We start from the raw sequence: 13,517 nt of genomic DNA, 5'->3' as shown, positions 1-13,517 counted from the left end.
TGACTTGAATTCAATGTTTTGTTACGCTATAAATAGCTTGATTTGTTTTTAACTTAAACATATTAAGAGTACTTAATAATTTTTAGGAGGCTTTTTGAATGAAGTTATGTAAGGCGAAAACCTGGTTACCATTATCTGCTGCAATGATTACAGTAGTATCAAGTCCAGTAGGGACTGCGGCTTCAACGGTTTATACGGTTCAAAAGAATGATACCCTAGAAGCAATAAGTAAACAATATGAGGTGTCCGTACAATCACTTAAACAAGAAAACAATAAAGCAAATGATCAAATTAATATTGGAGAACGTTTAACAATTCCGGTAGCGTCAACTGCAAACGAATATGTTCAAAAAAATAATTCAACAGTTTCAACTAATACATATCAAGCAATTTACCAAGTGAAAAGCGGGGATACATTAAGTTCTATATCACAACAATATAAAGTTTCAATACAGTCTATAAAACAAAACAATAACGTAGATGAAGACCATATTTTTGTCGGTCAGCACTTAAAGATTGATACCGGTATTTCATTACAAGAAGTGGACTTAATGGCTCGATTAGTAAATGCAGAAGCAGGGGGAGAACCGCATGCAGGAAAGGTTGCGGTTGCAAAGGTAGTATTAAATCGTGCTAACGCAAATGGTTTTCCAAATACAATTACAGACGTAATTTATGAACCGATTAAAAATGGTTATGCATTTACTCCTGTTACAGACGGTAGAATTAATCAGCCTGCTACACAGGAAGCAAAAATAGCAGTAGAAGAGGCTCTCACTTCAAAAGGAACAAATTCTGATTGGCTTTATTTCTACAATCCCAAAACCTCGACTGATAAATGGATTACAACACGTCAAACCGTTGCCCAAATTGGAAACCATCTGTTTGCTAAATAAAATAATATTACATTAATAGGTTTCCAATGAGATAAGGAGAGGTTAGTTTTTCGTTTGGTGAAATATTTTTTATCAAAAATTAAACAACTTTATTTTCATTCTACAGTAGATACTTCTATATGAGTATACTAGCAAAAGAGACTCTATAATGGAGTCTCTTTTACTATAAGATATTTTTGACTCAAGTTTCATTTATTATATCTTTAAAATATAGTTTCATATTCTTAGCTTCGGATTCATTTATTTCAAAGGGAGAGCGCAATCATCACATTTAACATTTATACTTAGCATGGAATTCTTTTATTTTACATCAATAATATCCATGAATTTAAGATTAATTCTGTTATAAAAAGCATCTGTACATAGTATAGAACAATTCAATGGATTAATATTAGTTACGGTCATATAGTTAGTAAGCAAATAGCCATCTTCGTAATATGTAATCAACACCTCTTCTTCAGATAGTAATGAGCATAATAACATGTTCTCGATAAGTTCTTTTTCTTCAGAAGTTAAGATTGGACGTGCTACTTTATTCTTTTCCTTTATAATCTCACGTATACCATCAAATTGTTCTGTCATTGCAGCGAATGGCGTCCATTTCACCATTCTTCTTCCCTTTGGCATATTAGTGTTGTTCATGATTTGTGTCCTCCTAACAATGTGTTTCTGTATCTTGCTGTAGCACTATTTGTATAAGAAATTCCTCTTAATATGCTGTTCTTACCAAACTTAGTGCGTATTTCATCCATTACCTTTGTTAATTTCATTTCTTTTTCTCGTTGTATTACATTGTCAAAAAGAGATATTTGTTCTTCACCTTCATTGATTAAGTTGGTTAAAGAAACATTGATAGTTCTAATTGGTTCCCCGGTATAAAACTTATGTAAAAAATATGTACAAATATGATAGATATCCATTGTTAAATTAGTTGGTCGGTTCATAGTGTGAGTTTTTCTGAAACCACCAGCGTAATTTTTACTGTAACCAATGGAAAAATGGATTGTTTGAGCTAGTTTGTTTTGTCTTCTCATCCGATAACAAACTTCCTCGATATGTTCCAGAAGGATAATCGGAAATTCTTCTATTGTGTAATCACGCATGAGTATTTGGCTTTTACCAATTGAAGTTGTTGCTGGTATGTATTTTTCTGCAATGCGGCTAAAATCAATGCCGTTGCTATGTAAGTGTAATTCTTCGCCAATAACCCCAAAACTTTGTTTTAAGTATTTGAGCGGGTATTGCGCTAAATCTCCGATTGAATATATTCCTTTTCGATTTAACTTTGCTTCTGTTTTACCCGAAATTCCCCAAAACTTACTAAGTGGTCGTATTGTCCATAATTTTATTGGTACATCTTCGTACTTCCAATATGCGATGCAGTCTTTTGTCTTCTTCGCTTCCACATCTAAAGCGATCTTACTCATTAAAGGATTAGGCCCAATCCCAATCGTGCATTCAATTCTTGTTTTCTCGTATATTTCACGTTTGAATTTCAACGCGAATTCATATGGCTCATTCGCAAACAGATGGATACTATTTGTAATATCCATAAAGAATTCATCGATGCTGTATTGGTGGAAATCTTCAATCGGAACGTATTGTAAAGCTAATTTTGTTATGTAATTTGAGCATTTGATATAAGTTCCCATAATTGGGTTTACCACAAGAATGTCTTTACGTCGTGGTATTTCGTACAATCTTGCCATTTTCTTAACACCTAATGCCTTTAGTGGTGGTGTTGCAGCTAAAACAATGGAGCCACTCCTGTTTACATCTCCTACTACAGCTAATTTGGTATGAAGTGGGTTTAAGCCCATCTTGATACAGGACACACTTGCATAAAAGCTACGAAGATCTACACATAAAACAATTCGATTTGGCAATATTGAGTAGTCATACACCTTTATTCCCCCTTAAATAACAGAACACTAGTTCTTATTATATGCGAATATACGTTCTTTTATAAAGGGTTTTTTATAAAAAAATAAAACTGACTCTAGTTAGCCAGTTTTTACATATCCCAAAAGTCGGTGGATTTAACGTTGGGTTTTATTTGCCTAATAACTTTTAAAATCTTTTTCATTACAGTTGGACTAGGTATGTATTCTTTATCATTGCACGCCTTTGAAACTGTAGGACGACTTAATTTCGCGGTCTTTTCTAAATCATTTTGGGTGAAGCCATTCCGATCTAAAAAATTACCTAATTTCGTTCGGTTTTTACCTCCGAATTTCCAAAACACTTAAATCCCTCCTGAACCTATTTTCAACATTGTGGACATAAATGTAAAAAACTATTCGCATAGACGGAAAAAATTTTTTACATAATGTACAAGCTGTCCACAATATGATGTATCAAAGCAGCTACCACGTTATTTATTAAGGTAGAAGAATACGAGGTTACCAAAGTAAGTTGCGAATGATTACCACAGTATTTATCAAGATATCTACCAAGGTAAAACTACCACGGTATTAAGTAGATGAAGCTATGTAATATCTACATTCTAAATTCTGTTTATAAAGGGGGCATTTAAATGCGTGCTAGTAAAGAAGCAATTCCTTTTCGCGAGTTTATGGATCGGTTATACAAAGATAAAGAAAAAAAAATACGTAAATACAATTCATTAAGTCCTTTCGCATTCCTTCATATGTCGGATGAGGTATTACATACTTACATTGCATTAGGAGTTATGGGAACGATTTTAATCGGAGCAGTCATGTTAGAAAAATACTTGGTGCGACATGACTATATATCAGCAGCTAAATTTGTAAGTGAAGGTATTTATCATGGAACGCGAATTGGTGGAGTTTGCTTGATTGGGTATTTATTTGTTCGTATTGTAATCATGTTTTAAGGAGGGAAGGGAGTTATGGGGATTATAAAGGAGTGGCTTCGTACGCAAAGGTTAAGGAATCAGCTTATGGAGGTGTTCGGAAAAGCAGGTTTATATACGGAACATCAAACACGCGGGGGAAAAGTGCCTATTTATCCAAAGGTACATACTGTTTCTTCTTCAAAAGAAAGTGTGAGATATGTGTTTACCCTACCAAACCGATTAGATCCACAGAAGATTGAAAAGAAGTGGTTTTGTTTCCAGCAAATATTAGGACGGAATATTACAATTGAAGGGGATGTGAAAAAGTTTGTCCTACATGTATTTCATTCGAATGCTGGGCTAAAGCCGTATATTTATTGTTTTAGAGAATGGCAGACACAATTAGAAGGTTACGGTTTACCTGTTGTGGTCGGCAGGGACCAATACGGAAAAATGATTGCGTACGACATGATTGGTTCCAATTCACCGCACTTATTAATCGCAGGAGAAACGGGAAGTGGGAAAAGTAGTATGGTACGTGTTGTGCTATCCACACTCATTCAATATATGTCTCCTAATACGTTGCATTTGTATCTTGGTGATTTAAAAAACTCTGAATTTCATTTTTTACGTAGAGTGAAGCATGTAAAAGAAGTTTGTATGGAAGAAATCGAAATGAAAATAATGCTTCACAAGTTATGGAAGGAAATCAGGGAACGAAGAAAACTTATGGAAAAATATGAAGTTGATCATATTGATGCGTACAACAAATTAAATCCAAATCATCCAAAGCCATATATCCTACTTGCTATTGATGAAGTGGCTATGCTTAAAGATGAAAAAGAGTGCATGACTACGATTGAAAAGATTTCAGCAGTCGGGAGATCACTAGGGGTTTTTCTTTTGCTTAGTATGCAGAGGCCAGATGCCAAGGTGTTAGATGGTAAGTTAAAACTTAATATGACTGTAAGAATGGGCTTTAAATGTGATAGTGTGATTAATAGTAATATTATGGGTACTTCTGGTTCAGAGTATTTAGAGCAATCTGGCCAAATGATTTTTAAACGAAATGGATTAAAGAAAGTGCAAGCTCCTTATTTGGAACTAAGTAAGGCGAAACAAATTGTTGAACCATATTGCATGTCTAAAGAGGAGAGGGTACTCAAGTATTCATCGCAAGTAGAAATTCCATTATTTGGGGTGTTAGATGATGAAGAGTAGAGATAAAGGAATTCTGAATGATTTGAAGCAATTTAGATGTATGTCCCGAGACGATATTATTGACTTGCATTTTCAAGGCTTAAAGAATGCGATAACCTGCTGTAATACCGTTATGAAACGATTAAGAAGAGACGGTCATGTTGATGCTAACGTATTGCAACACCCATACATTTATTTTCCGCGACCCAATCCTATCAGAAAAACGAGTCAAAAAATTCCTCATTTCCTTGGTATTGTGGACTCATATAAACAACTCGTTCATTATGAACATCCTGAACTATTCGATGTTGAACCAAAGTATGGGAAAGAATTCATGGAACCCGATGCATTTACAATTTGGCGTAGATCTCCATTCTTTATTGAAGTTCAAAAGTCAGTGTACAGTAAAAAAATAATGCAAGATAAGATAAATAGATATGAATTATACTTCCATAGCCAAGAATGGCATAATGAATATTGGCAACCGAAAGCTTCTAAATTTTTTCCATCAATCCTTATCATTACTGACAAACATTACGATATTCAATCTCCGTATTTCCGTATATTCCAAGCAAATTCTATAGAGAGTTTTATAAATAATTTAGCGGTAAAATCATAAAACAAGATACTTTGTTCTCAATTCACATAATTTTCAAAATTAAAACCTTTGGATGTTAATATTTGTTATATAATATACTTATCAAAGCATTACCCCTGTAGTATTTATGATAAATTTTCAAGGTAGTTTGTTTATCTCGTATATTCACCTTAAACTGAAAAGAACTTGTAGAGATTCCTACAAGTTCTTTTTGTTGCTCTTATAAACACGAAAATCCCCTTCTTTACTCCCAGTAATTTTACTTTATGAAGATTATCTCCTTGTTGAATTACTCCCACAGTTACTTTGTATAGAAGAAGGAAATTAATAAGTAAGGGGCTCAATCGAGTCCTAATTTATTAGTAGGTTATCACCATAGTTATTGTGGTTAGAAGCCTTATCGCTTCATTCTTCCAATTGATACTTGCGGAAATCTCCCGATTATGGTGTGTACAACAAGAAGAGTAATCCCATTTTCGTAGGTTTAGATTAGTAACGTCTTGGTTTTGATATCCATAACAAAAACATAATTGATTTGAAGCAAATGTTTCCGATACGACAATGGTTTGTTTGCCATACCATTTCGCTATCAAGCTAACAAAGAGACTAAAAATATTAAAGAAGGATTTTTCCAAAATGGAGACGCTCTATCAGTAAGAGAAATATGTAATTATACATATCCTTTTTTTATAATGTTTTTATATATAAAACCTCTTACATATGGGTTATCGATTATATTCGAAATGTCAAAGGCCTTGATATGTCTGTAAAAACGTATCAAAATTTTATTTTAAGACACACAGTATATAAATTTTTGATTAGGCATATTTCTCTTTTTTAGGAAGAGGAAAAACACCTACTATAAAAATTTGCACAACAGAGCCAGATAACGTGATAAAGTATGTATTGCTGTGCATGTAAATATCAAAAAAAGCCTTACAAAATGATGTTTGTAATGGTTTAGCTTATACGATTTTAGGAAATTAATAGCATTTTATGACGTTATTATTAACCTAGTTTCCAAGAAATAGAGGTGAATGTAGGATGACTAAACCTTTTAAAAAAAATAGTCGTTATATGGTAGGGTTGGACAGTCTAAGGGGTCTAGCTATACTAGGTGTTATTTTGTATCATATTAATTTTAATTGGATGCCTGGAGGGTTTTTAGGAGTTACAGTATTTTTTGTACTTTCAGGTTATTTAATTACAGATATTCTAGCCATGGAGTGGAAGAGAAATAAGAGAATTGATTTGAAAAAGTTCTGGCTTAGTAGGGCAAGAAGATTGCTTCCAGGAATGCTTGTTATGCTCGTTATAACATTGGCATGGATTACGATTTTTCATAGCTCTTTACTTGAAAAAATGCGTGGAGATTCATTAGCGGCATTATTTTATGTTAGTAACTGGTGGTATATTTATCATAAATTATCGTACTTTGATAATTTTAACCAGATTTCTCCATTAAATCATTTTTGGTCGTTAGCAGTTGAGGAACAATTCTATGTTGTCTGGCCGTTTATTATTAGTTTAGGACTTTACTACATAAAAAAACAATCTCGTATGATTTTATTGATTTGTCTAGGAGCATTTGCTTCAGCTTTGGCAATGGCAATTTTGTATGAACCTGGAGTTGATCCGAGCAGAATATATTATGGTACAGATACGAGGGCCTTTTCCTTACTTATCGGGGCGGTACTTGCTTTAGTTTGGCCAAGCAATAGGCTTGCTAATAAAATTATCCCGAAGGCGCGTTTCATCCTTGATGTAGTGGGGGGCATTGCTCTTATTATTATTTTGGTTATGTTTTGGAAGACCAATCAATATGATCCATTTCTATACAAGGGAGGAATGGTTCTCTTATCAATTGCAACAGCATTGTTAGTGGCAAATCTAGCTCATCCAGCTAGTCGCATTGCTCAATTTTTACGATTTAGACCTTTACGTTGGGTAGGGGTAAGATCGTATGGCATATATCTCTGGCATTATCCAATTCTCACATTAACGACTCCAAAAGTAAATACGGGGGATTTTTCAATAATAAGAGCAATCCTTCAATTTCTTCTAATAATATTGATTGCGCAAATTTCATGGAAGTTTATCGAAAAACCAATCCGACAAGGTGCGCTCCGCAACATTCAGTTTAAGAACTTAAGACTTCAAAATGTCACTTTAGGTGTTAAGTTAGCTTTAGTTTGTTCATTATTCTTTACGTCAATAGCAGTTTTAGGCTTATCAAATGCTAGTAAGGCTAAGGGGAATTATCAACAAGATAAGGTGGAAGCAGTACAAACACAACCGGCGCCACATCCAGTTGCTGTATGGGAAAAACCAAATCAAGAAACGCCTCTAAATCAAGGGGAATCAAAAGAAGTAAATTCTGCACACCCTAAAAATCCACTCACAGTTACTGCGATAGGCGATTCCGTTATGATTGATATTACTCCATATCTAAAAAATACTTTTCCTGATATTAGGATTGATGCGCAAATTGGCCGTCAGCTGTCAAAAGCGATTCCAGTAGTTGAACAGTTAAAAAATGAAGGGAATTTAGGAAACTATGTCATTATCGGATTAGGTACAAATGGAGCCTTTACTACTGAGCAACTTGTTTCATTAATAAAATTAATTGGAAACGAACGTAAAATAATATTTATTAATACGAGAGTGCCACGTCCGTGGGAATCAATTGTGAACGAGAGACTGAAAGTAACAGTAACTAAATATCCTAATGTAACTCTAGTTGATTGGTATGCAGCAAGTGCTGGAAAGAAAGACTACTTTGCACCTGATGGTGTGCATTTAACCAATGTAGGTGCAGAAGCATACGCAGTCCTTGTGGCTAAAGCGGTTAATCAATAATTAATTATATTTGATCAAATTCTTTTGCAAAGTTAGCTGAATTGAACTACCCCCACTTCTAAACGAAGTGGGGGTAGTTCAAGAAGAGGATAATTTGTTACTACATTTGAAAAATCACAAAAAATACCCATTTCCTTCAGAGTTCAAGAAGGTTTTACAAAAAAATACATAGAAGTATAAATATATGGTAATGAAATGAGTCGAATTTTCATCATGACTGATATCCATAATATGTTCATTTCAATTAACATGAAATACATATAGAGGAGAGCGATTATGAAAAGAAAAATCGGTACAGCAGTTGTAAGTTTATCTGTTTTAGGATTTGGAATTTTTGGTGTTACTCATGGAAATGGCGGAGGAATTGTTAAAGCTGACTCTGTAGGAGATCACGGAGGAGCACCTGCATATGCACATGGAAATCATGGTGGAGTACCCTCTTATACTCATGGAGAGGGATGGTCTCCGAGTTATGCACATGGACATACAGGGGGAGCGCCTTCCTATACTCATGGGCACACAGGAGCACCAGTTTATGGATATGGAGATTATCCAACACCTTCTTTTAATGGAGGAGATACTCCTTCACCTAAGTTAGAAGCTGATGGAGATCATGGCGGAGCACCAACTTATACTCACGGACATTATCCTGCACCGAAGTTAGGGTCGGATGGGCATACAGGAGGGGCTCCTGCTTACAATAAGGGAGATACACCTGCACCCAAGTTAGAATCACATGGAAATACTGGAGGAGCACCTGCTAACACAGAGCTCGGTGGAGGGATTTAACTAATTCTAATATGAAAGTTGAAAGTTTATATAGAAGAAAAAGACTTTGTAATTTACAAGGTCTTTTTTCTTTGTAAAAAAGTTATTCGAAGGGAGAAATGAATGAGTTATTTCCTAGGAATGGGTGGCATATTTTTATTTTGCTAACTTGATTTTGATGTGACGGAACCGTAAATGTTTAAAAATTTAAAAAAGCCCCTCAATCATGTTAAAGGGACCTTACTCACGCAAATGATCTGTAAATCAATTCATTTTTGATATACAGATCATTTGTATGATAATATTTATAAAGAATTGCTAAAGAATGAAATTACATAAATGCTTTTAGAAGTTCTTGAATTAATGGGATTGCTCCACCAATAAATTTTAAAACTGCCATTGCGATTTCCATAGTATTCTCTCCTCTGTTTTTGTATTAAGATGTGTGAATCTTTATAAACTTATTATAGTAAGCGCTTACATTTATAACAATACATTTTTGTATGCAATATTGCATATTTATACGTTTGGACAAAAATTAGGCCCTATTAGTCATTCTTTAATGGTACCATAGCGAGGTGTGAGTCTTTAAGGGTTTTCCCTAATAGGAGGAAATATGGAAAGAGTACAAGTGATTTACAGTAATCTGAAAATTAAAAGTTGGGCTAAACAGGTATTAGCTGTAGGAGGAATATTAGGGTTCTGCTACTTGGTGTTATACGTTTTTAGTTTCTTAGTTGTTATGTAAATATTATATAACTAACCTAGTAGAGTCTTGCCTAGATAGGTAAGACTCTTTTGTTTTTATCTGTGATGAGCAAACTACACACAAAACCTCTCAAGTTTGTCAGATGCTATGTATAGTGCCTTATTTCTCTATGTTTTAGAACGGCTAGCTCCTATCATAGAAAGTAAATAAACTTCTATTAAAAAAATAAGCATAAGTTATATTACGTTTTGGTAAAATCTTTTTATCTTTGAAAAGGATTTAAATATTACTAATAGATTTGATTCCTTTTTGTATACCATAATTTCAATATTAACATATGAATATAATATACTGAAAATAATTTAAAAGCAAGAACATTAGTAGGGATCCGCTACATGGCCATCAACTTAAGATTTTAAAGTAGACCTTAAACGAAAATTTTTCTTTTTTAAATTGATTGATAGTAAACAAGAAAGGTTGGCATTTGCAGATACAAGTGGATTTGGAAGCAATCAAATAAAAATTTTTGAAGTTTTACGCAAAGCTTGTGAAACATTTATGCTTTCTACTGTGGATTTTAAAAAAAATTAACTATTTATAAAAAAAGTTGCATCACGTTATCTCTTTATATAAAGGGATATTTTTCATCAGTATTTTAAATTTCAAGAAACCTTTTGTCAAAAATACTTTACGAATTGTAAGAAATAAATTACAAACTTTTTAAGAGGTGTTGCTATTGTTACATAATAAAATTGTAGTTTGTCGAGCGGAAAAAGGTTGGACTCAAGAAGAACTGGCAAAAAGAGTGGGGGTTAGTCGTCAAACTATCGCTACTCTTGAAAAAAACAAATATAATCCTTCTCTAATTCTTGCTTTTAAAATTGCAAATATATTTGAAAAGTCAATAACTGACGTGTTTGATTATCAGGAGGAGTGAGACTTATGTTATGGTTAACATCTTTATCTTTAGTTATAATATTCATCAGTCAGATGTATGTAATAAAATTTCAATCAAGTGATGAAGCCAAAGATGAAAGAGGGAGAGAAATTCAATATAAAACAAATAATGTGTTGTACAACATCCTATATTTAGGTATCATTGCTATTATTATTTTTCAATCGATAGATATTGTTCCTTTAGAATTTTTACCAGATTTATTGTTATATTTTGTGCTGGCATTAAGTGTGCTAGGCTGTATTTTTAAATTTATCAACAGAAACAGGAAAAATTACTAATATGAGTTAGGCTTTTTCTCTCGTCCTGTTAGGCGTTTGGATAAAATGTTTCTTTTAAAAAGTGAAATTTATATACTGATTATAAAGGATTATAGTTAAAATGACAGCTGCGTTTATTTAAGTGAATCACATAAAATAATCAATTTTTTTTATAAAAACTTAAGGAATCCAAAATTGATACCTTTACATTTTGATAAAGTTTTTTAAAATGTGTGGGTTTCTTCTATTCTTGCCATTTATGCTAGAATAAAAAAATCTTACAAGTATGATGGCTGGCTTTGAAAGACGAGTTCAATTTTGTGATTACTGGCTTGTATAATACTTATGGAATGTCCCATTCGAAATGAAAAGCGTAGACAATATTGAAAAAGGTATTTACGTCGAGCTTTTGAAAATGTACTTCCAGAGGATGTACGTTATCGCAAAAAAGTGCATATCCAAGCACAAAGGATGCCTCTTATCTACAAGGTTTTAGTGATTGGATGTTACATGTGTTGAACAATTCTCAATCATCTATTTTGCCATTAATTAATATAGAAAGAGTTCGTGCTATTGCAGAAGGGAAAGGTAAGGTAATTTCTGGTAATGATGCACGAAGTATAATAGATTATTTACTTCAAGTTAATAGTTGGCTTCAGGAATATATTATTAAATTAGTATGATAGATGTAATTTTTAAATAAAGAGGTTAGATAAACCCTCAACGAACTAAGTGAACCGCACCTCCAATGTATTAGATAGTTATCTAAGAATTGGAGATGCGGTTTTATTATTTTGATTTGCCATAACGTTAGTCAGTTAGTAAATTAGAATCAAATAAGGACCATAGAAAGAACTGGGGGAAATAATTTGAATTGGAGGTACCCAGTAAAGGAGAATACGATGAACCTTTTAATTAGAGAATTAGAAGTAAATGATTTAGACAATTTACCGGAGATTGATGATAGTTTCATAGTGAACTCTAGGTTAATTCTTTCTCTTTCAAAAATAAATAAGCAAATAGAATATACAGTAGAAGACGTTCCAATTTATGAGAAAAGTTATTTACAAGATCAATATGATGATGAACTAGCGTACACTGAATATATAAATAATCCTAATCAAGTAATTTACATTGCAATTTTACATGATCAAATTATAGGAGTAATGGTATTGAAAAAGAATTGGAATCACTATGCTTACATAGAAGATATAAAGGTGGATAAAAAATATCGTTCACTTGGAGTTGGTAGAAGGTTAATTGAGCAAGCAACACAGTGGGCAAAAGAAAATAATATGCCAGGTTTAATGCTTGAAACACAAAATAATAATGTAGCAGCATGTAAGTTCTATGAAAAATGTGGGTTTGTAATAGGTGGGTTCGACTTTTTTATCTATAAAGGAATACATGAAGAAAGCGATGAAGTTGCAATGTATTGGTATTTGCATTTCAAATGAAAGTACACCAAAACGCGGATATATAAATACCTTGCTGTTACATTGGGGATACGAAAATAACTAAAAGAAAAAGGTGTCTACAGAAAAAAATTTCTATTCTTATATTTGTAGGATAGTTTTAGATACAAAAATAAAGAAAATGGTAATGTATATATGTCTTAATGTAAAATATATATTTCATTTATGTATTTAATAATTTAATATATAGAACAAGAGATTTATGATATGAAGTTATCATTTACTAATGAGACGTATTTAAAGTCTATAAGTAAAGAGAAAATTGCAAGAGTTAAAAAAGTCTAATTCAACTGGAGTATATCGATATTGTAAACGCTACACGAAAAACCAGTAGTCATATTGAAAGTAATAAGTTTAACCCTTCTTTAAAACTTTGTATACGTATAGCTAAAACATTAGATAAGAGTTTAGATAAATTATTTTGGGAGGAACTCAAAAATGGAAAAACTAAAAAATGGTTTTCACTCAATACACACTCAGATGAAAGAATTCAACAAATCGAAATGAAAATTTGGGCTCAATCTGGAATTGTTGTCCTACTTTTAGCTTTTATTGATGTTATTATAAGGGGAGCATATCTACACCGCCCTTTCCTAGAATGGATTGCTTCATTAGCCATTATAATTTGTTATATGATTTTCTTCTTTATTAAATCTATTCTAACTGGTGTTTATGAAACAGATATTAATAATAAAGAGCAATTAAAAGAAAAATTAAAAGAAAAAATGAGTGATACCTTTATTTTGTGTTTTGTAGCAATATGTGCTACTACATACAAATATTACTTCCCTGAAGATTTCGGTGGATGGTTAGCAGCAATAGCAAAATTCATTATACTTTTCGTTTTCTTATTTGGTATTCAATATCTTATTACAGTAATAGCTTGGAAGAGATCTAATAAAATTTAATAAATATAGACAAAAAAGCTTATCCTTTAGTACTTAATGATAAGCTTTTTTATTATTTTTGTATCGTTTTT

General features: G+C 32.6%; 14 protein-coding genes and 4 pseudogenes. 13 read left to right on the top strand and 5 right to left on the bottom strand.

Annotated features, from left to right (window positions below):
• Window positions 1-98 precede the first annotated feature (98 nt).
• A complete protein-coding gene (locus tag QCI46_RS29105; protein WP_098230689.1) occupies window positions 99-896 on the top strand; it encodes a LysM peptidoglycan-binding domain-containing protein in 798 nt (265 codons plus the stop codon).
• 300 nt (window positions 897-1,196) lie between these two features.
• On the opposite strand, the gene QCI46_RS29100 is transcribed toward QCI46_RS29105, so the two are convergent.
• From QCI46_RS29100 to QCI46_RS29090, 3 genes are all read right to left on the bottom strand, one after another.
• Complete coding sequence (locus QCI46_RS29100) at window positions 1,197-1,538, bottom strand: YolD-like family protein (RefSeq protein ID WP_353842105.1); 342 nt, start codon at window positions 1,536-1,538, stop codon at window positions 1,197-1,199.
• Window positions 1,535-2,800, bottom strand: a complete 1,266-nt coding sequence (locus QCI46_RS29095) for a Y-family DNA polymerase (protein WP_353842104.1) — start codon at window positions 2,798-2,800, stop codon at window positions 1,535-1,537. Before QCI46_RS29095 ends, QCI46_RS29100 begins: the two co-directional genes overlap by 4 nt.
• Before the next feature lie 110 nt (window positions 2,801-2,910).
• On the bottom strand, window positions 2,911-3,141 hold the full coding sequence (locus tag QCI46_RS29090) for a helix-turn-helix domain-containing protein (RefSeq protein WP_000498616.1): 231 nt from the start codon (window positions 3,139-3,141) through the stop codon (window positions 2,911-2,913).
• Between the two features lie 291 nt (window positions 3,142-3,432).
• Here QCI46_RS29090 and QCI46_RS29085 point away from each other — a divergent pair, with 291 nt between their 5' ends.
• From QCI46_RS29085 to QCI46_RS29075, 3 genes are read left to right on the top strand one after another with little or no spacing between them, the layout of a single operon-like run.
• A complete protein-coding gene (locus tag QCI46_RS29085) occupies window positions 3,433-3,753 on the top strand; it encodes a hypothetical protein (protein ID WP_353842103.1) in 321 nt (106 codons plus the stop codon).
• Between the two features lie 15 nt (window positions 3,754-3,768).
• Entirely contained in the window at window positions 3,769-4,935 is a 1,167-nt protein-coding gene (locus tag QCI46_RS29080) for an FtsK/SpoIIIE domain-containing protein (RefSeq protein WP_353842102.1), read from the top strand.
• On the top strand, window positions 4,922-5,533 hold the full coding sequence (locus QCI46_RS29075; protein ID WP_353842101.1) for a replication-relaxation family protein: 612 nt from the start codon (window positions 4,922-4,924) through the stop codon (window positions 5,531-5,533). Before QCI46_RS29080 ends, QCI46_RS29075 begins: the two co-directional genes overlap by 14 nt.
• Window positions 5,534-5,871: 338 nt before the next feature.
• Here QCI46_RS29075 and QCI46_RS29070 read toward each other — a convergent pair whose 3' ends face one another.
• Complete coding sequence (locus QCI46_RS29070) at window positions 5,872-6,150, bottom strand: zinc ribbon domain-containing protein (protein ID WP_483299039.1); 279 nt, start codon at window positions 6,148-6,150, stop codon at window positions 5,872-5,874.
• A 406-nt stretch (window positions 6,151-6,556) separates the two neighbouring features.
• On the opposite strand from QCI46_RS29070, the gene QCI46_RS29065 reads away from it, so the two are divergent.
• Entirely contained in the window at window positions 6,557-8,371 is a 1,815-nt protein-coding gene (locus tag QCI46_RS29065) for an acyltransferase family protein (RefSeq protein ID WP_353842100.1), read from the top strand.
• Between the two features lie 276 nt (window positions 8,372-8,647).
• Window positions 8,648-9,160, top strand: a complete 513-nt coding sequence (locus tag QCI46_RS29060) for a hypothetical protein (RefSeq protein WP_353842099.1) — start codon at window positions 8,648-8,650, stop codon at window positions 9,158-9,160.
• A gap of 310 nt (window positions 9,161-9,470) precedes the next feature.
• Here the strand turns inward: QCI46_RS29060 and QCI46_RS29055 are convergent.
• Window positions 9,471-9,656 (bottom strand): annotated as a pseudogene (locus QCI46_RS29055) (hypothetical protein).
• A gap of 663 nt (window positions 9,657-10,319) precedes the next feature.
• Between QCI46_RS29055 and QCI46_RS29970 the strand changes: the two are divergent.
• From QCI46_RS29970 to QCI46_RS29025, 7 genes and pseudogenes are all read left to right on the top strand, one after another.
• A pseudogene (locus tag QCI46_RS29970) lies at window positions 10,320-10,415 on the top strand (AHH domain-containing protein); the annotation flags it as partial.
• Window positions 10,416-10,584: 169 nt separating this feature from the next.
• Window positions 10,585-10,785 (top strand): helix-turn-helix transcriptional regulator, encoded by a 201-nt coding sequence (locus QCI46_RS29050; protein WP_002094847.1) that lies wholly within the window; start codon window positions 10,585-10,587, stop codon window positions 10,783-10,785.
• Window positions 10,786-10,790: 5 nt separating this feature from the next.
• The gene (locus tag QCI46_RS29045; protein WP_353842098.1) at window positions 10,791-11,084 is read left to right on the top strand and encodes a hypothetical protein; all 294 of its coding nucleotides are present in this window, start codon (window positions 10,791-10,793) and stop codon (window positions 11,082-11,084) included.
• A 226-nt stretch (window positions 11,085-11,310) separates the two neighbouring features.
• Window positions 11,311-11,746 (top strand): annotated as a pseudogene (locus QCI46_RS29040) (asparagine synthase-related protein); the annotation flags it as partial.
• A 219-nt stretch (window positions 11,747-11,965) separates the two neighbouring features.
• Window positions 11,966-12,520 carry a streptothricin N-acetyltransferase SatA gene (satA, locus tag QCI46_RS29035; RefSeq protein WP_353842097.1) on the top strand — a complete coding sequence of 185 codons (555 nt, stop codon included), beginning with the start codon at window positions 11,966-11,968 and terminating at the stop codon, window positions 12,518-12,520.
• A 225-nt stretch (window positions 12,521-12,745) separates the two neighbouring features.
• A pseudogene (locus QCI46_RS29030) lies at window positions 12,746-12,972 on the top strand (helix-turn-helix transcriptional regulator); the annotation flags it as partial.
• A 69-nt stretch (window positions 12,973-13,041) separates the two neighbouring features.
• Entirely contained in the window at window positions 13,042-13,446 is a 405-nt protein-coding gene (locus QCI46_RS29025; RefSeq protein ID WP_483299038.1) for a hypothetical protein, read from the top strand.
• The last annotated feature ends 71 nt before the right edge of the window (window positions 13,447-13,517 follow it).

Source organism: Bacillus cereus group sp. RP32, assembly GCF_040459735.1.
Taxonomy (GTDB): domain Bacteria; phylum Bacillota; class Bacilli; order Bacillales; family Bacillaceae_G; genus Bacillus_A; species Bacillus_A wiedmannii.
Note: the sequence above shows the minus strand (reverse complement) of the source record. Positions and strands in the feature narration are given on the sequence as shown.